The following is a 17,063-nucleotide window of genomic DNA, read 5'->3' as shown; positions in this document are numbered from 1 at the left end:
TCTAACTCGCTCTGCGGGTCCATGGATCTCTCCCAGTGAGGTGCTGCTAGGGGGACTTACTGGGTCGGGGACTATTGGGCAGCCAACTGAGCGATCTGCTCGGCGCTGAGCACACCGTCGTACGTGCGGACGTCGTCGAGGGCACCCGGCCAGTAGCCGGTGAGGACGCCTGCGGTCCTGGTCCGGCCCAGGTGCAACGGGCCGGTGGCGTTCCAGGCGCTGATGTGGTCGGTCACGGTGGTCGTGGACAGGCGGCCGTTGACGTAGATGCGCAGCTCTCCGGCCAGGGGGTCGTAGACGCCGGCCACGTGCGTCCACTCCAGGGGGACGGGAACGGCGTCGGAGCGGGTGCTGACGAGGGCGGCGGCGTCGGTGTCGGCGGCGGCCATGCCGAGAGCCCACCGCCCCTGGTCGAAGCCGAGCTGGAAACCGGCGGCGCGGCTGCCGGTCTGGGCCACGGCCGCGGTGGCGCCGGTGGGGAGGTAGTCGAGCTGGGTCCAGGCGGCGACGGTGAAACCCGTCCTCGTGTTGACGGCCGGCGCGCTCGTCTGCGCGTGCCCGTCGACGCCGTCCAGCGCGAGCGCGCCGTCCAGCCACCCGCCCGTCCACGAGGCGGCTCCGGACAACGACGCGGCGGTCGCGCGGCCCGAGGAATCGGCAGCCGACGAGCCGGACTCCTCGTCCAGCCTCCAGTGGCCGACCAGCGTGGCAGCGCTGTTGACCAGATCGGCGACCTCGTCGGCGAACATGGCGCGGGCGTACACCCGCACCTCGTCGACGTCCCCTTGCCAGTGGTCCGAAGCCGCCCCGCCGACCCTTCCGCGGCCGATCGTCAGGGGGCCTGTGGCGTTCCATGGTGGTGTGACGGCGACCGTGGACTCCAGCCGGCCGTTCACGTAGAGCGAGATCTGGCCGGCCGCCGAGTCGTAGACGCCGGTCAGGTGGGTCCATTCGCCGATCCTGGGCGCCGCCTGCGACAGGGCCCGGGCCACCGGCGCGCCGTCCGCGTCCGCGCCCGGCAGGCTCAGCGCCCAGCGGTCGTCGGCCTTGGCGTACTGCAGCGCGAACGCGCCCGTCCTGCCGCCCTCCTGGGTGACGGCCGTCGCGGAGGCGGCCGTGCCGGTCAGGCGGACCCAGGCGCTGACGGTGAAGGCACGGCTGGTGTCGACGACAGGGCCGGACGTCTGGGCGTACGCGCCGGCCAGCCCTAGCGCGGACCCGGTCCTGCCGGCCGTCCAGGTGGCCCCGTGCAGCGTCGCCGGGTGAGCGCCGGTGGCGTCGGCCGCCACGCTCCCCTCGCCGTCGTCCATCGTCCAGTGCCCGCTCGGCGGCTTGCCGGTGTTGACGTTGAAGACGTAGGTGCGGATCGGACCGAGGTGGCCGGCGCGGTCCCTGCTGCGCACCGCCAGCACGTTGGGGCCGCTGTGGCGCGGGGTGAGCACGATGGAGGCCGTGCCGTCCGCGCCGGGCACGGCCTCCGCCTTGGGTGTCGTGTCGAGGCCCCAGAGGTAGGCGGCGACGTCAGGGACGCCGTTGGGGGCGAACGCGAACGTGCCGGGCAGGCCGACGCCGTCGCTCCAGCCGTTCTCCGTGTAGTCGGGCGAGGAGACCTGCGGTTCCCTGCCCGGGGCCGTCGCGTCCACGGTGGCCTCGCACCACGGGCTCCACGCGCCGGTGGCCGTGCCGTCCTCGGCGCGCACCCGCCAGCGGATCATCGCGCCGTCGGCGAACAGGCTGTTCGGGATGGTCGCGGAGAACGCGCCGCCCGACGAACCAAGCGGGGTGACGTACTCGCCCGACTTGACCCCGCCGGCGTCGTACCACTCGAACCGGCCCCTGACCGAGTTGTCGGCGTCCGCCAGCTTGGCCCACAGCTTGGGCGTGTCGGTGCCGATGACCGGCCTGCCGTCGCCGGAGACGCAGGCGCCGCCCGGGTCCGACCACAGGTCCGCGGCCACGGGGTCGGCGGGCACCGAGTTGTACTCGATGACCAGGCTCGGGTTGTTCCTGAACTTCTTCCAGGCGTACTGGTCGGTCTCGCTGGTCGCGCGGAGGCCGATGGTGACGTTGGACCACTGGTTGGCGGCGGCGTTGACCACCTGCGGGGTGACGTCGAACTCGACCCCGCCGGGCAGGCAGCTCGGTCCCCAGCCCTTGGCGACGTTCTTCGTGTCCAGCTTGGTGACCCATGCGGGCTGCTTGTTCCAGGTGGTGCTCTTGCTGATGGTGTTGGTCGCCCAGGCCTCCACCTTGCGGGCGCCGCACGAGTACGACCACGTCTCGTACGTGCGCAGCGTGGCCTTGACGATCTGCTTGCCGTGGATGGCCGAGCCGGTGTTCATCTGGAAGAACGAGCGGTTCTTCTGCGAGTTGACGTGGCCCACCCTGGCGACGTCGCTGGAGTTGAGGTAGTTCGAGTTGGGCCAGTTGCTCCAGACGGCGGTCCAGGCGTTGCGGGCGGCCGAGAAGTACGGGTCGAGGTAGACGGGGAAGCGGGTCCCCGGGTCCGTCAGCATCTTCCTGTCGGGCCTGAGCCGCAGCCGGCCGTCCGCCAGCCGCACGCCCATGGTGGTCTCCCTGGCCTCCGGCGAGCGGCCCTCCTTGAGCGGCTGCGGGCTCGTCATGCCCTCGGAGTCCCACATCTTCGGGGTGGGCGCGACGAAGATCGTGCCGTCGTTGTCGTCGACGGCCTCCAGGTTGCCCGCGCCGTCCGCCTTCACCGACAGGCCGGAGACGGACAGCGGGAACGCCAGCTCGGTCAGCCCGGCCGCGGCGGCCCGCGACTTGACCACCAGGAGGTGCGAGAAGCCGTCCACGTCCGCGGTGACCTGGAGGTCCACGCCCGGCATGACCTCGGGGTAGGTGGCGGTGTCGCCCTTCAGCTCCGGCCTGGGCAAGGCGCCCGTCCACCCCAGCCGCATCGACTTGCCCCCGCGCGACATGGCGGCCAGCGGACCGTTGCCGCCGCCGGAGAACGTCAGGCCGACCGCGGTGGCGACCGGCTCGACCGCGCCGTCGGGGCGCAGGCGGAGCGTGGTGTCGACGGGGACCCAGCGATTCCCCTTGCGCACGCGTACGGGCCGCACGTGCATCTCCATGGTGAGCCTGCCGTCGGGCTGGGCGAACACCTGGCGGGTCTCGCTGCGCATCGACCCGACCTCGACCGGCCTGCCCGCGCGCCGGGCCATCGCCAGCGCCGCCCCTTCGGTCTCCGCCGGGACGTGCGCAGGCGGCCCGGCCACCCGCTGCGATCGTTCCTGTGCGGACACCGGCTGCGGAACCACTAGGATCGTCGCCGATAACGCCGCCGCAGCCACTCCACGCATCGCCCGCATACGTTCCTCGCCCACGCTGAGCAGGGGTTACGCGCGGGGCTCAAGCACCCGGCGTCTCCACGATCTTCGCTTGACGATCGGATTCTCACCCCGGTTAATTCACTTGGTCCAGAGTTCTGCTCATTCTGCTCAAAAAAACTTTCAGTGATCTTGGGCACATGGAACTATTCGCCAAGGCGGGCTCAGACCTCCGTAGGGAGAGGCCACGCCTCCGGATTCACCCGCTTGACGATCTCGTCCAGCGCGACGCGCACGTACGGCTCCCCCACCCACAGGTGCTTGGCGCCGTCGACCCCGACGACCTCGGCCTGCGGCACCCGGGCGAACCGCTCGCGGGCCTCCTCGGGCCGCAGATAGTCGTCGAACTCGGGCACCAGCGCGACCAGCGGCCGCCCGAACCGCGCCCAGGCGTCCAGGTCGTCGTCGGTGGCCCGGTGGAGCGGGGGCGAGAGCAGGATCGCGCCCTCCACGAGCGGATCGTGCGCCCATTTCAGCGTCAGCTCGGTGCCGAACGACCAGCCGACCACCCACACGTGCGGCAGATCGTGGAAGTCGGCGTACTCGAGGGCCGCGGCCACGTCGAACCGCTCACCCTGGCCACCGTCGAACGTGCCCTCCGAGGTGCCGCGCTCCGACGAGGTGCCGCGCGTGTTGAAGCGCAGCACGGCCAGGTCGGCGAGGGCGGGCAGGCGGTTGGCGGCCTTCTTGTAGACGTGGCTGTCCATGAAGCCGCCATGGGTGGGCAGCGGGTGCAGCGTGACCAGCGTGGCCACGGGAGGCCGGTCTAAGGGCAGGGCCAGCTCGCCGACCAGGGTCAGGCCGTCGCCGGTGTGCAACTCGATGGGCTCTCGCCGGGCGGGCAGCACCGTGGCCGCGCGAATCTCCACCATGGGTCCTCTCAGTAACGGCTGCGGCCTGGGCCGCGGTCGAGTCTCTTACGCCAGCAGGCCTGGTGCCAGTGACGGCGCTCCTCGTCGCCGCCCGGCCAGGCGGGCCAGGCCACGATGTGCGGCAGCCCGACGCGGATCTCCTGGTCGCAACCCGGGCACCGGTAGTTCTTCGTGGACGACGAGCCGGTCAGCATGCGTACTTTCCACGAGCCGTCAGGCCACTCCTCCACCTTGTCCAGGCCGGTCGGGAAGCCGAAGGGGCGGGAGGACTCCCTGCGGCGGGAGCGACGCGGGCTCATCGGCTCCCGAGACCCATCACACCCACATCCGCCATCCGCGCCGCTCCCACCCGTTCGAACGCCATGCGACCAGTTTTCCAGAGCCGCTAAGGTGGGGCGTCATGCGGTTGGTCATCGCGCGGTGCAGCGTGGATTATGTCGGACGGCTCACGGCGCACCTGCCGATGGCGCCGAGACTTGTGCTGATCAAAGCGGACGGCAGCGTGAGCATTCACGCCGACGACCGCGCGTTCAAGCCGCTCAACTGGATGAACCCGCCGTGCAAGCTCAAAGAGGACGGCGAGACCTGGACGGTCACGCACGGCAAGACCGGCGAGAAGCTCGTCCTCACCATGGCGGAGATCCTCCACGACTCCAGCCACGAGCTGGGCGTCGACCCCGGGCTGATCAAAGACGGCGTTGAGGCCCACCTGCAGGAGCTGCTCGCCGAGCACATCACCACGCTGGGCGACGGCTATTCGCTGATCCGGCGCGAATACATGACGGCGATCGGCCCCGTCGACATCCTGTGCCGCGACGGGCACGGGGCGACGGTGGCCGTCGAGATCAAGCGCCGGGGGGAGATCGACGGCGTCGAGCAGCTCACCCGCTACCTCGAGCTGCTCAACCGCGACCCGCTGCTGTCGCCCGTGCGCGGTGTCTTCGCCGCCCAGGAGATCAAACCCCAGGCCCGCGTCCTCGCCTCCGACCGCGGCATCACCTGCGTCACCCTCGACTACGACGCCCTGCGCGGCATCCAACCCGAGAATCCGACCCTTTTTTGATCCTTTACGGCTCCGCGGAGGCCAGCCACCCGCCACACTCCGGCTGACGGCCTTCCAGGGGAACGGCTTCTGACCCTTCAGTGGTGGCCCGCCGCTACGGCGCGCCCTGTGGGCCCGGTAAGTGGTGATCTTCTCACCGGCATTCCCCTCAAGAGCATTCCGGCGTGGGTGGGGGCCGTGGTAAGCGGAGGATGGGCGGTTTATGGTGACGCCATGGCGACGCTGACGTTCGACTCACTCAATCCGGCGACCGGCGAGATCGTCGGCAGTCACCCCAACCAGGCCCCCGAGGCCGTGCACCAGGCGGTGGGGCGGGCGGAGGAGGCCGCGCGGTGGTGGGCCGCGATCGGGGCGGCCGAGCGGAGGCGGCGGCTGCTCGACTACAAGGCGGTCGTGACCCGGGAGCTCAGGGCTCTCGCCAAGCTGGTCCACGAGGAGACGGGCAAGCCGGTCGGCGACGCCACGCTGGAGCTCGTCCTCGCCGTCACGCACCTCGACTGGGCCGCCCGCAACGCGGCGAAGGTGCTGGGCCGCCGCCGGGTCGCCACCGGCATGATCGGCCTCAACCTGACCGCCACCCTCGAATACCTGCCGCTGGGCGTGGTCGGCGTGATCGGCCCGTGGAACTACCCGGTCTTCACCCCGATGGGTTCCATCGCCTACGCGCTCGCCGCCGGCAACGCGGTCGTGTTCAAGCCGAGCGAGCTCACTCCCGGCATCGGCGTGCGGCTGGCGGAGCTGTTCGGGGAGTCCGTTCCTGAGCACCCGGTGCTGCAGACCGTGACGGGGCTGGGCGAGACGGGGGCGGCGCTGGCCGCTGACCCGAGGGTGAAGAAGGTGGCGTTCACCGGCTCGACCGCCACGGCGAAGCGCGTCATGGCGGCCTGCGCCGAGAACCTCACGCCGATCGTGGCCGAGTGCGGCGGCAAGGACGCGTTCATCGTGGACGCCGACGCCGACCTGCGGGCGGCGGCGGACGCCTGCCTGTGGGGCGCGATGTCCAACGCGGGCCAGACGTGCGTGGGCGTCGAACGTGTCTACGTCGTCGACGCCGTCTATGACGGCTTCATGCGCGAGTTGTCCGAGCGGGTGGCCGGGGTGCGGGCGGGCGAGCACTACGGCCCGATCACGATGCCCGGTCAGGTGGACATCATCAGGCGGCACATCGACGACGCCGCCAAGGCGGGGCGCGTGGTGGCCGGCGGCACCGGCTCGGTGCGGGCGCCGTACGTCGATCCGGTGATCGTGGAGGACGTGCCGGAGGACTCCCCCGCGGTGCGGGAGGAGACGTTCGGGCCGACCATCACCGTGCGGCGCACCCGTGACGCGCACGAGGCGCTGGAACTGGCCAACGCCTCGGCCTACGGGCTGGGCGGCACGGTGTTCTCCAGGAACGCGCGGCGGGCGACGGACCTGGCCAGGAGGATGCGCACGGGGATGACCGCCATCAACTCGGTGATCTCGTTCGCCGGGGTTCCGGCGCTGCCGTTCGGCGGGATGGGCGATTCGGGGTTCGGCCGGATCCACGGAGCCGACGGCCTGCGCGAGTTCGCCAGGCCCAAGGCGATCTCCCGGCAGCGCTTCGCGATGCCCGGGATGAACCTGACGTCGTTCTCCCGGGGGCCCGCGGAACTTGAGCGGCTGATCAGGCTTGTCACGTTCTTGCACGGGCGACGTAAGAGATAATCGCCGCGCTCTTTCCCAGAACCGATCATCCGTCCATAATTGTGTGCTCTGGGGGCCACGATCATGTTGGACGGGTGGAATGTGAACCGGTCTTACCGGGGAATGTCGGCTGAGCAAAGGCTGGCGGACAGACGAGAGCGGCTGATGACGGCCGCGTACACGCTATACGCGAAACCGGGTTTCGCGGCGACGACCATCGAAAGGTTGTGCTCGGAGGCGAGGATCTCCAACCGGGCCTTCTACGAATGTTTCGGCGGCCGCGAAGAGCTCCTTCAGGCGTTGCACGAACGCTGCGTGGAGGAAACTCTGGCCATCGTGGCCAAGGCGTTACAGGAGGCGCCCGGCACGCTGGCGGGCCGGGTGGAGGCGGGGATCCGCGCGTATGTCGAGTTCGCCACCGCCGACTGGCGCCGGGCCCGCATCATGCACGTCGAGGTGCGCAGGTCAGGGGATGTGCTGGCCATGTCGCGCCAGCGCGCGATCGAGTCGTTCGCCCGGCTCGTGGAGGAGGCGTCCGCCGATTTCCCGCAGGCCGCCCCGTCCAATCGGCGCTTGGTGGCGCTGGGTGTCATTGGCGCGCTCCAAGAGTTGCTCATCGAATGGCTGCTCTCCGAGGATCAACCGGAGATCGACGAACTCGTCGCCGTCGCCGTGCACATCTTCTACCGCAGCCTCGGCTCCGGCTGACTCCGCATAACCATCGCTTTTCAACGAGGATTCGGAGCGGTATCACGGACAGCCGTAATCGGCTTTTTGTCTAAGCCAAGAAAGAGCGGGCGACGGCTGATCGTCGCCCGCTCCGATATGTCACCTCAGGCCACCGCGGCGGCGGGAACCTCCACGTGCAGCACCCGATTCAGCCGGGTCACCGCGAGTATCCGCATGATCCGCGGGGGCACCCCCCGAAGAACGAGGCGACGTTGCACGCTCAACGCGCGCCGATGCGCTCCCACGAGCACCCCGAGACCGGTCGCGTCGATCATCTCCAGCTTGGAGAGATCGAGGATCAGGTCGCCTTCGCCGGTGTCGAGAGCTTTGTGCAGGCGCTCGCGCACCCCGGCCGACGTCCCGGCGTCAAGCCGGGTCCCTATCCGCACCACCTGGGCTCTCGGATTCCCCCGGACGCGCATGTCACCTCCTCAGTCACGCCTACGGGCAGGTCACCGGCCATCGCGAACCTCGCCGGATGAAACTCCCCGCAAAACTCTCCTACCCACGTATCGGAAGTGACACGACTGCGTTCAGCACGAACTCGCCATCACCTGTCGGCTGGGCGCTCACCTTCCCACCTGCGGCGGCCAGCCGCTCCCTCAGGCCCGCCAGGCCGCTCCCCAGGTCCTCGCTCTGGCGCTCGACCGCCCCGTCGTTGCGCACCTCCAGCTCCGCCTCCTCATCGGTGAAGCGGATCGTGATGCGGCAGAATGTCGCGGCGCTGTGCTTGAGCACGTTGGTCACCGCCTCGCGGACCGCGTAGGCGAACACCGGCGCCACCCCTTCCGGCAGCTCGCGGTAGGGGAGGCGCGTCTCGGAGCGGACCCCCGCCGCTTCGAGCACGCCTTCGACGCTGTTCAGCTCGGCGGCCAGATCGAGCTCGCGGTAGCCGCGCACCGCCTGGCGCAGCTCCTTGAGCGCCTTCCTGGTCAGCGTGTTGACCTCCGCCATCTCGGCCTTCGCCGCGCCGGCGTCCTTGTCCGAGAGCCGTACGGCCAGTTCGGTCTTGACCGCGATGGCGGACAGCTGGTGCCCCACGAGGTCGTGCAGGTCCCTGGAGAAGCGCAGGCGCTCCTCGGCCACAACCAGCCGCGTGTGCGCGTCACGGCCCTCGTGGGCCTCCACGGCCAGCCTCCAGATCAGCAGCCAGACCCGGCCTGACGGCGGCAGGACGACGCACCAGAGGCCGTAGAGCAGGGCGCAATAGAAGAATTCCCGATCGGTGGGCACGTCGAGGGCCATGGCTCCCGGCGCAAGACCCAGCGTGACGCCTGCGGCCCAGGTCCCGAGCATCTGCAGGACGAGCGTGCGGATGGAGACGCCGAGCATGGCGATCCCCAGCCAGGCCACGAGTACGAAGCCCCATCCGGCCGGGTCCGCCCCGCCCGCTCCCGCCGCGACCAACGCGAGAACCGCCGCCACCACCACCTGCCTGGTGGGGTAGCGGCGGTCCAGGATCGCGTCGGCCATGCGCGGGTAGAGCCAGGTGAGGCCGCCGGCGGCGATCAGCGCCGGAACGGCCCGCCACCACGAGAACGTACCCTCCACGTGCGCGGCCACGGACGAGGCGACGATGAGGACCCACATCGTCAGCAGGCCCGAGGTGATCATCACCCAGGTGAGGCGCCGCGCCCGCCTGATCGGATCCATCTACTTCGTGCGCAGCACGTCGCCGAGTTTGAGCCGGGCACCCGTCCGGAGCACCGCGCGCTCGTAGATCTTGGCCCCGAAGGCCAGCACCGCGAGCACGGCCAGGATCATCGCCGCCGTGGACGCGCCCACCTGCCACAGCGGCACCTCGGTCGCGGCCATCCGCACCGGCATGACCATGGACGAGAACGGCGGGATGTACGACACGACCGTGGCCAGCGTGCCCGTCGCGTCGTTGGTGGCGTAGAAGGCGACGAAGTACGTGATCATGATGAGCATGGTCAGCGGCGTCAGGACCGAGCCCACCTCCTCCTGCCGCGAGACCAGCGACCCGAAGGCCGCCGCCAGCGCCGCGAAGAAGGCGTAGCCGAGCACGAACCAGACCAGCACGCCGGCCACCAGGCCGGGGATGCCGGGCGGGAAGTCGGTGGCGATGCCCGAGGCCATCGCCGCGCCGAGCCCGACGACCAGGATGGTGACCAGGTTGATCAGGCCGAGCACGCCCAGCCCCACGATCTTGCCGCCGAGCAGCTGCCACGGCCGTACGGCGGAGAGCAGGATCTCCACGATCCTGCTGCCCTTCTCCTCCACCACGCCCATGGCGACCATCATGACCTGGCCTATGACGAGGGTGAAGAGCACGAGGACGAGCACCACGGCGATGCCGGTGCGCGCGCCTTCGTAGCGCGTGTCGGCGCCCACCGACTGCATCTGCAGCGGCGGGATGGACACGCCTGCGGCGCCGAGCTTGACCTCGCGGTTCACGCTCTGCAGCAGCACGCCGAGCTGCCCGTCGATCTCCCCGTCCGTCAGCACCTTCGACCCGTTGACCAGCACCGCGTCCACGTCGCCGTCGAGCACCGCCTGCCTCGCCGCGCCCTCGTCGGGGAACGCCCGCCACTCGAACTTCGTGTCGGGCGCGGCGGCCTGCAGCGGGAGCTGCTGGGAGTTGACGGTGCCCAGCGTGTAGGAGTCCTCACCGCCCAGCACCTTGGGAGCGAACGAGGCCGCCGCCACCAGCACCGCCGTGATGAGCAGGCCGATGATGAACCCCTTCGTCCGCACCTGCGTCGCGACCTCCCTGCGGGCGACCAGCATCAGTCCGTTCACGCCACGGCCTCCTTGAAGATCTCGGTGAGGCTCGGCTGCTCGGCCCCGAAGTGTTCGACCCGCCCCGCCTTCACGGCGCGACGCAGGATCTCCTGGTCGTCGCCGCCGGAGGTGCGCAGGGTGTGCCGGTCGCCGTCGACGGTGACCGTGCCCGGCAGGCCGTCCGCCCAGCCCGGCGCGGGGTTCCTGACGACCACGCGCAGCTCGTTCCGCTCCGCCGCCCGCAGGTCGGCCACGGCGCCCGCGGCGACCATCCGCCCGGCCGAGACGATGCCCACGGAGTCGCACAGCCGCTCCACCAGCTCCAGCTGGTGGCTGGAGAAGATCACCGGCACGCCTCCCCTGCACCGCTCCTGCAGCACCGTGGCCAGCGCGTCGACCGCGATCGGGTCGAGCCCGGAGAACGGCTCGTCCAGGATGAGCAGCTCGGGGTCGTGCACCAGGGCCACGGCGAGTTGCACCCGCTGCTGGTTGCCCAATGACAGGGCCTGCACCGCGTCGTTCCTGCGCTCGGTCAGCCCGAGCTGCTCCAGCAGGTCGTCGGTGGCCTTCGTGGCGACCGTCGTGCTCATCCCGTGCAGGCGGCCGAAGTACTCGATCTGTTCGGCGACCCGCATCTTCTGGTACAGACCGCGCTCCTCCGGCATGTAGCCGAAGCGCCGGCGGTCGTCTGGCGAGAGCGGCGCGCCCCTCAGGGCCACCGAGCCGGAGTCCGCCTGGAGCACGCCCATCACGATGCGCATCGTCGTGGTCTTGCCCGCGCCGTTCGCACCGACGAACCCGAACATCTCGCCCGGCCGTACGGTGAAGCTGATCCCGTCCAAGGCGATCTTGGTCGCTGGGGAGCCGGGGCCGCCCGCGAAACGTTTGCGCAGCTCGTTGATCTCGAGCATCAGGTCATCTCCTTCATCATGGGTCAATCATGGCTTTCACCCGTTTCATCGAGCCAGTCGCCGAAATCACAGGCGCCATATGGACTTCGCGGCCCATTCCGATGACATTTGTCACGAGTACGCTGGGGGCATGACGCGCGCCGACAAGGACAAGCCGGTCGTCCTCTCCCGCATCTACACCCGCACGGGCGACGACGGCACCACCACGCTGAGCGACATGAGCCCCGCCCCGAAGACCGACCTGCGGCTCGCGGCCTACGCCGACGTGGAGGAGGCCAACGCCCACCTCGGGGTCGCGCTCTCGCACGGCACCCTGACCGCCGACCTGGTGGAGGTGCTCGTACGCGTCCAGAACGAACTCTTCGACCTGGGGGCCGACCTGGCCACGCCGGTCGTGGCGAAACCCGACTTCCCGCCGCTGCGGGTGGAGCAGTCGTACATCGACTGGCTGGAGACGCAGTGCGACCGCTTCAACGCCGGACTCAAGCCGCTGCGCAGCTTCATCCTGCCCGGCGGCGATCCCGCCACGGCGGCCCTGCACGTCGCCAGGGTCACGGTGCGCAGAGCCGAGCGCACGGCCTGGGCCGCGCTCCAGGCGCACGACGACATGAACGTGCTGACGGCGAAATACCTCAACCGGCTGTCCGACCTGCTCTTCATCGCCTGCCGGGTCGCCCACGCTGGCAACGAGATCCTCTGGAAACCCGGCGGCACCCGCTGAACGCGACCGTCGGCCGCCGCGGCGTTGAAGAGGCGCTGGGGCGCCGAGCCGAGGTCAGGCGACGTCGAGGTAGGCGCTCGGCGGCGCCGACTCCAGCCAGGCGAGGAAGCCCGTCAGCGCGTCGGCGCTCATCGCGATGGACACGCCGCGCGTGCTCCCGCTGAGATCCACCGCGAACATCCCGCCCTCGATCTCGCGGCGGGGAGAAACGACGAGGCCGCGCCTCGCGATAGCGTGGCGCGGCCTCAGTCGCACACCCAGAAGCGGGATCCAGTGGAGCTCCCCGTCGGCGTAGCGGGCTACGCCGCTCTGCCAGGGCTCCCCCACCCGCAGACGACAGGGCACGCTCCCGCGCGAGCGGGTCAGCATGACCCAGCGCAGGACCACGAGGGCGGCGAACAGCACCAGGACAATCACAACCGTCGCCATCATGCCGCCCCCTGCGCCCCGTTGGGAATATTAAACCTCTTCGCCCGCCGCGCGGAGCCGAGCCCTGGCGCGCTTGGCCTCGATCGCCGCGTCGGCGTCTTCCTGGTTGGCCTCGATCGAGGCCTGGGCCCGGTCGAGAGCGTCACGGGCAGCCGCGACGTCGACCTCGGAACCGAGCTCGGCCACCTCGGCGAGCACGGACACCTCGTCGTCGGCCACGGAGATGAAGCCTCCGTGCACGGCCGCCGCGAGATCGCCCTCGCCTTCCCGTTTGATGCGCAGCACGCCGCCCTCGACGAGGACGCCGAGCACAGGTGCGTGTTGCGGCATAATACCGATCTCGCCGTCCACGGTCTTGGCAATCACCATGTCGGCCTCGCCCGACCAGATCTCACGCTCGGGTGAGACAACCCCTACGCGTAGCTTCGCCACTTGTGTAGGTTCCTTTCCGATCAGGTGGTGGCACGGCGGGCGGCCGTACCACCACCGTAGGTCCGGGCTCGCAGAACTCGCCCTTTAGGTAGGTCCGGGCTCGAAGCCCTTCGACTGGGGCGATTTAGCGGCGCTCGAGTTCCTTGGCCTTGGCCACGGCCTGCTCGATACCACCGACCATGAAGAACGCCTGCTCGGGGAGGTGGTCGTACTCACCCGCGCACAGGCCCTTGAAGGAGGCGATGGTCTCGTCCAGCGGGACGGTCTCGCCCGGCTGGCCGGTGAACGCCTCGGCGGCGTACATCGGGTGCGACAGGAACCGCTCGATGCGGCGGGCCCGCTGCACGGTGACCTTGTCCTCCTCGGACAGCTCGTCGATACCGAGGATCGCGATGATGTCCTGGAGCTCGCGGTACTTCTGCAGGATCCGCTTGGTCTCCTGGGCGACCCGGTAGTGCTCCTCGCCCAGGATCTGCGGGTCGAGGATCCGGGAGGAGGAGTCGAGCGGGTCCACCGCGGGGTAGATGCCCTTCTCCGAGATCGGCCGGGAGAGCACGGTCTGCGCGTCGAGGTGCGCGAACGCGTTGTGCGGGGCAGGGTCGGTGATGTCGTCGGCGGGCACGTAGATCGCCTGCATGGAGGTGATCGAGTGACCGCGCGTCGAGGTGATGCGCTCCTGGAGCACACCCATCTCGTCGGCCAGCGTGGGCTGGTAACCCACGGCGGACGGCATACGGCCGAGCAGGGTCGAGACCTCCGAACCGGCCTGCGTGAAGCGGAAGATGTTGTCGATGAAGAGCAACACGTCCTGCTTCTGCACGTCACGGAAGTATTCGGCCATGGTCAGCGCCGACAGAGCCACGCGCAGACGGGTGCCCGGCGGCTCGTCCATCTGGCCGAAGACGAGCGCGGTGTCCTTGAGGACGTCCGCCTCCTCCATCTCCAGCCAGAGGTCGTTGCCCTCACGGGTGCGCTCGCCGACACCGGCGAAGCACGAGGTGCCGCCGAAGTTACGGGCGACGCGGCGGATCATCTCCTGGATGAGCACCGTCTTGCCCACGCCGGCGCCGCCGAACAGGCCGATCTTCCCACCCTGCACGTAGGGGGTGAGCAGGTCGATGACCTTGATGCCGGTGACGAGCAGCTCGGTGCGGGACTCGAGCTGGTCGAACGCCGGGGAGGGACGGTGGATGCCCCACCGCTCCTCGACCTTGAGCGACGCGGTGGGCACGTCGAGCGTCTCGCCCAGCGCGTTCCACACGTGGCCCTTGACGACGTCGCCGACCGGCACCGAGATCGGGCCGCCGGTGTCCTGCACCGCCTGGCCGCGGACCATGCCGTCGGTGGGCTGCATGGAGATGGCGCGCACGAGGTTGTCGCCCAGGTGCTGGGCCACCTCGAGGGTCAGGGTCCTGGTCTCGCTGCCGAGGGTCACCTCGACCTTGAGCGCGTTGTAGATCTCGGGCATCGCGTCGACGGGGAACTCCACGTCGACGACCGCGCCGGTGACACGTGCCACGCGGCCTGTGCCGGCCGCCGCGGCTTCCACAGTTTCAACAGCCTCTGCAGTCATTTCACTCTTTCCCCGCTGCGGCGTCAGCGAGCGCGTTGGCGCCACCGACGATCTCGCTGATTTCCTGGGTGATCTCCGCCTGGCGAGCCTGGTTCATCTCCTGGGTGAGCAGCCGCATCAGCTCGTTGGCGTTGTCGGTCGCGGACTTCATCGCGCGCCGCCGCGCTGCCTCCTCGGAGGCCGCCGACTGCAGCAGCGCCGTGAAGATCCGGGACTCGACGTAACGCGGCAGCAGCGTCTCGAGAACGTCACCCGCGGTCGGCTCGAACTCGAAGTAGGGCGGGATCGCGGTGGACTCGGTCGCCTCGGTCTCCTCGACCTCGAGCGGCAGGATCCGCTTGACCACGACGTTCTGGGTCAGCATGGAGACGAACTCGGTCGAGACGATGTGGATCTCGTCGATCCCGTTGTCGTCCTTGAACGAGTCGATCAGCGTCTGCGCGATCTCCTTGGCGTCGGCGTAGGCCGGCTTCCTGGAGAAGCCGACCCACTGGCCGCCCATCTCGCGCTGGCGGAAGGTGTGCCAGGTGACACCCTTGCGCCCGGTGACGAACGGCACGACGTCGAGGCCGCGGCCCTCCAGCAACCCGCGCAGGGCCTCGGCCTCGCGCAGGACGTTGGCGTTGAAGCCGCCGCAGAACCCGCTGTCGCTGGTGACGATGAGGACACCCGCCCTCTCGGGGTTGTCCTTCGCCACGGTCAGCGGATGGTCGACGCTGGCCGCGTTGCTGACGACGCCGGTGACGGCGCGAGTGATCTCACGCTCGTACGGCAGCGCCGCCTGCATCCGCTGCTGCGCCCTCACGATCCGTGAAGAGGCGATGAGCTCCTGGGCACGCGTGATCTTCGCGGTCGACTTGACCGAGTTTATCCGCCGCCGCAGCAGCCTTAGCTGGGCACCCATGACCTACTTCTCCGCCCGACGGACGACCTTCTTGATCTTCTCCTGGCCGACCTCTTCGGCCTCCAGCGGCGCCACCGGCTCGTCCTTGACCAGCAGCTCGCCCGAGGAGGTGGTGAAGCCCTTCTTGAACTCCGTGATGGCGTCCTTGAGCGAGGTCACCGTGTCGTCGGTGAGCTCGTTGGTCTCGCGGATGGTGTCGAGGATGCCCTTGTGCGAGGACTGCAGGAAGTCGAGGAACTCCGTCTCGAAACGCCGCACGTCGTCGACCGGCACCTCGTCGAGCTCGCCCGTGGTGCCGGCCCACACCGACACGACCTGCCGCTCGACGGGGAACGGTTCGTACTGGGGCTGCTTGAGCAGCTCCACCAGGCGCTGGCCGCGTTCGAGCTGGGCCTTGGAGGCCGCGTCGAGGTCGGACGCGAACGCCGCGAAGGCCTCCAGGTCGCGATACTGCGACAGCGACAGCTTCAGCGTGCCCGCGACCTTGCGCATGGCCTTGACCTGCGCGGAACCACCGACTCGGGACACCGAGATGCCGACGTTGATGGCCGGGCGCACACCCGCGTTGAACAGGTCCGTCTCGAGGAAGCACTGGCCGTCGGTGATGGAGATGACGTTGGTCGGGATGAACGCCGACACGTCGTTGCCCTTGGTCTCGATGACCGGCAGACCCGTCATCGAGCCGCCGCCCATGTCGTCGGAGAGCTTGGCGCAGCGCTCCAGGAGCCTGGAGTGCAGGTAGAAGACGTCGCCGGGGAAGGCCTCGCGGCCCGGGGGGCGACGCAGCAGCAGGGACACGGCGCGGTAGGCGTCGGCCTGCTTGGTCAGGTCGTCGAAGACGATCAGAACGTGCTTGCCCTGGTACATCCAGTGCTGGCCGATGGCCGAGCCGGTGTACGGGGCAAGGTATTTGTAGCCGGCCGGGTCGGAGGCGGGGGCGGCCACGATCGTGGTGTACTCGAGCGCGCCGGCCTCCTCCAGGCGGGCCTTGACCTGCGCGATCGTCGAGCCCTTCTGGCCGACCGCGACGTAGACGCAGCGCACCTGCTTCTCGGGGTCGCCGGACGCCCAGGCCTCGCGCTGGTTGAGGATCGTGTCGACCGCGATCGCCGTCTTGCCGGTGCCGCGGTCACCGATGATCAGCTGGCGCTGGCCGCGGCCGATCGGCGTCATGGCGTCGATCGCCTTGATGCCGGTCTGCAGCGGCTGCTTCACCGGCTGCCGCTGGACGACCGAGGGGGCCTGCAGCTCGAGGGCACGGGTGCCCTCGGCCTGGATGGCGCCCTTGCCGTCGAGCGGGTTGCCCAGGGGGTCGACCACGCGGCCGAGGAAGTCGTCGCCGACGGGCACGGACAGGACCTCGCCCGTCCTGCGGACTGTCTGGCCCTCCTCGATGCCGCTGAAGTCGCCCAGAATAACGGCACCGATCTCGCGGGTGTCGAGGTTAAGTGCCAGACCGCGCGTGCCACCCTCGAACTCGAGCAGCTCGTTCGCCATCGCCGAGGGAAGGCCGGAGACATGGGCAATGCCGTCGCCGGCGTCGACGACGGTCCCGATCTCCTCGCGCGCGGCGCCTTCCGGTTCGTACGCCTGGACGAAGCGCTCAAGCGCGTCCCGGATCTCGTCCGGCCGGATCGTAAGCTCCGCCATCTCTACTCTGTCTCCC

16 protein-coding genes are annotated in these 17,063 nt (G+C 69.7%); 4 read left to right on the top strand and 12 right to left on the bottom strand.

The features are described from left to right. Positions 1 to 71 precede the first annotated feature (71 nt). The 3 genes from ABGB14_RS12730 to ABGB14_RS12720 form a co-directional block, all read right to left on the bottom strand. A complete protein-coding gene (locus ABGB14_RS12730; protein WP_347643809.1) occupies positions 72 to 3,242 on the bottom strand; it encodes a LamG-like jellyroll fold domain-containing protein in 3,171 nt (1,056 codons plus the stop codon). Between the two features lie 275 nt (positions 3,243 to 3,517). Beyond that, on the bottom strand, positions 3,518 to 4,222 hold the full coding sequence (locus tag ABGB14_RS12725) for an alpha/beta fold hydrolase (protein ID WP_347643836.1): 705 nt from the start codon (positions 4,220 to 4,222) through the stop codon (positions 3,518 to 3,520). A gap of 11 nt (positions 4,223 to 4,233) precedes the next feature. Further along, positions 4,234 to 4,524, bottom strand: a complete 291-nt coding sequence (locus ABGB14_RS12720) for an ATP/GTP-binding protein (RefSeq protein ID WP_347643808.1) — start codon at positions 4,522 to 4,524, stop codon at positions 4,234 to 4,236. A 101-nt stretch (positions 4,525 to 4,625) separates the two neighbouring features. Between ABGB14_RS12720 and nucS the strand changes: the two genes are divergently transcribed. The 3 genes from nucS to ABGB14_RS12705 all read left to right on the top strand — a co-directional run bounded on the left by nucS (position 4,626) and on the right by ABGB14_RS12705 (position 7,661). Then, the gene (gene nucS, locus ABGB14_RS12715; RefSeq protein ID WP_347621781.1) at positions 4,626 to 5,288 is read left to right on the top strand and encodes an endonuclease NucS; all 663 of its coding nucleotides are present in this window, start codon (positions 4,626 to 4,628) and stop codon (positions 5,286 to 5,288) included. A gap of 213 nt (positions 5,289 to 5,501) precedes the next feature. Beyond that, entirely contained in the window at positions 5,502 to 6,974 is a 1,473-nt protein-coding gene (locus ABGB14_RS12710; protein ID WP_347643807.1) for an aldehyde dehydrogenase family protein, read from the top strand. A gap of 144 nt (positions 6,975 to 7,118) precedes the next feature. Beyond that, complete coding sequence (locus ABGB14_RS12705) at positions 7,119 to 7,661, top strand: TetR/AcrR family transcriptional regulator (protein WP_347643806.1); 543 nt, start codon at positions 7,119 to 7,121, stop codon at positions 7,659 to 7,661. A gap of 125 nt (positions 7,662 to 7,786) precedes the next feature. Here the strand turns inward: ABGB14_RS12705 and ABGB14_RS12700 are convergent, their stop codons facing one another. The 4 genes from ABGB14_RS12700 to ABGB14_RS12685 all read right to left on the bottom strand — a co-directional run bounded on the left by ABGB14_RS12700 (position 7,787) and on the right by ABGB14_RS12685 (position 11,338). Beyond that, the gene (locus ABGB14_RS12700) at positions 7,787 to 8,104 is read right to left on the bottom strand and encodes an STAS domain-containing protein (protein WP_347643805.1); all 318 of its coding nucleotides are present in this window, start codon (positions 8,102 to 8,104) and stop codon (positions 7,787 to 7,789) included. Positions 8,105 to 8,183: 79 nt separating this feature from the next. Beyond that, positions 8,184 to 9,335 carry a histidine kinase gene (locus ABGB14_RS12695; protein WP_347643804.1) on the bottom strand — a complete coding sequence of 384 codons (1,152 nt, stop codon included), beginning with the start codon at positions 9,333 to 9,335 and terminating at the stop codon, positions 8,184 to 8,186. After that, positions 9,336 to 10,445 (bottom strand): ABC transporter permease, encoded by a 1,110-nt coding sequence (locus ABGB14_RS12690; protein WP_347643803.1) that lies wholly within the window; start codon positions 10,443 to 10,445, stop codon positions 9,336 to 9,338. It lies immediately after the preceding gene. Then, on the bottom strand, positions 10,442 to 11,338 hold the full coding sequence (locus ABGB14_RS12685) for an ATP-binding cassette domain-containing protein (RefSeq protein WP_347643802.1): 897 nt from the start codon (positions 11,336 to 11,338) through the stop codon (positions 10,442 to 10,444). The genes ABGB14_RS12690 and ABGB14_RS12685 overlap by 4 nt, the downstream gene beginning before the upstream one ends. A gap of 130 nt (positions 11,339 to 11,468) precedes the next feature. Between ABGB14_RS12685 and ABGB14_RS12680 the strand changes: the two genes are divergently transcribed. Continuing rightward, a complete protein-coding gene (locus ABGB14_RS12680; protein ID WP_347643801.1) occupies positions 11,469 to 12,059 on the top strand; it encodes a cob(I)yrinic acid a,c-diamide adenosyltransferase in 591 nt (196 codons plus the stop codon). A gap of 54 nt (positions 12,060 to 12,113) precedes the next feature. Here ABGB14_RS12680 and ABGB14_RS12675 read toward each other — a convergent pair whose 3' ends face one another. The 5 genes from ABGB14_RS12675 to atpA all read right to left on the bottom strand — a co-directional run bounded on the left by ABGB14_RS12675 (position 12,114) and on the right by atpA (position 17,047). Beyond that, on the bottom strand, positions 12,114 to 12,491 hold the full coding sequence (locus tag ABGB14_RS12675) for a DUF2550 domain-containing protein (protein ID WP_347643800.1): 378 nt from the start codon (positions 12,489 to 12,491) through the stop codon (positions 12,114 to 12,116). Between the two features lie 27 nt (positions 12,492 to 12,518). Then, positions 12,519 to 12,920: a F0F1 ATP synthase subunit epsilon gene (locus ABGB14_RS12670; protein WP_132331956.1), complete on the bottom strand. Its 402-nt coding sequence runs from the start codon at positions 12,918 to 12,920 to the stop codon at positions 12,519 to 12,521. Positions 12,921 to 13,044: 124 nt separating this feature from the next. Then, entirely contained in the window at positions 13,045 to 14,493 is a 1,449-nt protein-coding gene (gene atpD, locus ABGB14_RS12665; protein ID WP_347643799.1) for a F0F1 ATP synthase subunit beta, read from the bottom strand. Position 14,494: 1 nt separating this feature from the next. Continuing rightward, positions 14,495 to 15,397: a F0F1 ATP synthase subunit gamma gene (locus tag ABGB14_RS12660; RefSeq protein WP_347643798.1), complete on the bottom strand. Its 903-nt coding sequence runs from the start codon at positions 15,395 to 15,397 to the stop codon at positions 14,495 to 14,497. Between the two features lie 3 nt (positions 15,398 to 15,400). Then, on the bottom strand, positions 15,401 to 17,047 hold the full coding sequence (gene atpA / locus ABGB14_RS12655; protein ID WP_347621773.1) for a F0F1 ATP synthase subunit alpha: 1,647 nt from the start codon (positions 17,045 to 17,047) through the stop codon (positions 15,401 to 15,403). Between the last annotated feature and the right edge of the window lie 16 nt (positions 17,048 to 17,063).

The organism is Nonomuraea sp. B10E15, from assembly GCF_039871615.1.
Taxonomy (GTDB): domain Bacteria; phylum Actinomycetota; class Actinomycetes; order Streptosporangiales; family Streptosporangiaceae; genus Nonomuraea.
This window is presented reverse-complemented; position numbering and strand designations above follow the sequence as displayed.

Excerpts from the sequence above, each read along its gene's own strand:
- ABGB14_RS12685 (WP_347643802.1), bottom strand. The coding sequence starts at position 11,338 with ATGCTCGAGATCAACGAGCTGCGCAAACGTTTCGCGGGCGGCCCCGGC.
- atpD (WP_347643799.1), bottom strand. The coding sequence starts at position 14,493 with ATGACTGCAGAGGCTGTTGAAACTGTGGAAGCCGCGGCGGCCGGCACA.
- ABGB14_RS12660 (WP_347643798.1), bottom strand. The coding sequence starts at position 15,397 with ATGGGTGCCCAGCTAAGGCTGCTGCGGCGGCGGATAAACTCGGTCAAG.
- ABGB14_RS12695 (WP_347643804.1), bottom strand. The coding sequence starts at position 9,335 with ATGGATCCGATCAGGCGGGCGCGGCGCCTCACCTGGGTGATGATCACC.
- nucS (WP_347621781.1), top strand. The coding sequence starts at position 4,626 with ATGCGGTTGGTCATCGCGCGGTGCAGCGTGGATTATGTCGGACGGCTC.
- ABGB14_RS12710 (WP_347643807.1), top strand. The coding sequence starts at position 5,502 with ATGGCGACGCTGACGTTCGACTCACTCAATCCGGCGACCGGCGAGATC.
- ABGB14_RS12700 (WP_347643805.1), bottom strand. The coding sequence starts at position 8,104 with ATGCGCGTCCGGGGGAATCCGAGAGCCCAGGTGGTGCGGATAGGGACC.
- ABGB14_RS12675 (WP_347643800.1), bottom strand. The coding sequence starts at position 12,491 with ATGATGGCGACGGTTGTGATTGTCCTGGTGCTGTTCGCCGCCCTCGTG.
- atpA (WP_347621773.1), bottom strand. The coding sequence starts at position 17,047 with ATGGCGGAGCTTACGATCCGGCCGGACGAGATCCGGGACGCGCTTGAG.
- ABGB14_RS12680 (WP_347643801.1), top strand. The coding sequence starts at position 11,469 with ATGACGCGCGCCGACAAGGACAAGCCGGTCGTCCTCTCCCGCATCTAC.
- ABGB14_RS12705 (WP_347643806.1), top strand. The coding sequence starts at position 7,119 with ATGACGGCCGCGTACACGCTATACGCGAAACCGGGTTTCGCGGCGACG.
- ABGB14_RS12720 (WP_347643808.1), bottom strand. The coding sequence starts at position 4,524 with ATGAGCCCGCGTCGCTCCCGCCGCAGGGAGTCCTCCCGCCCCTTCGGC.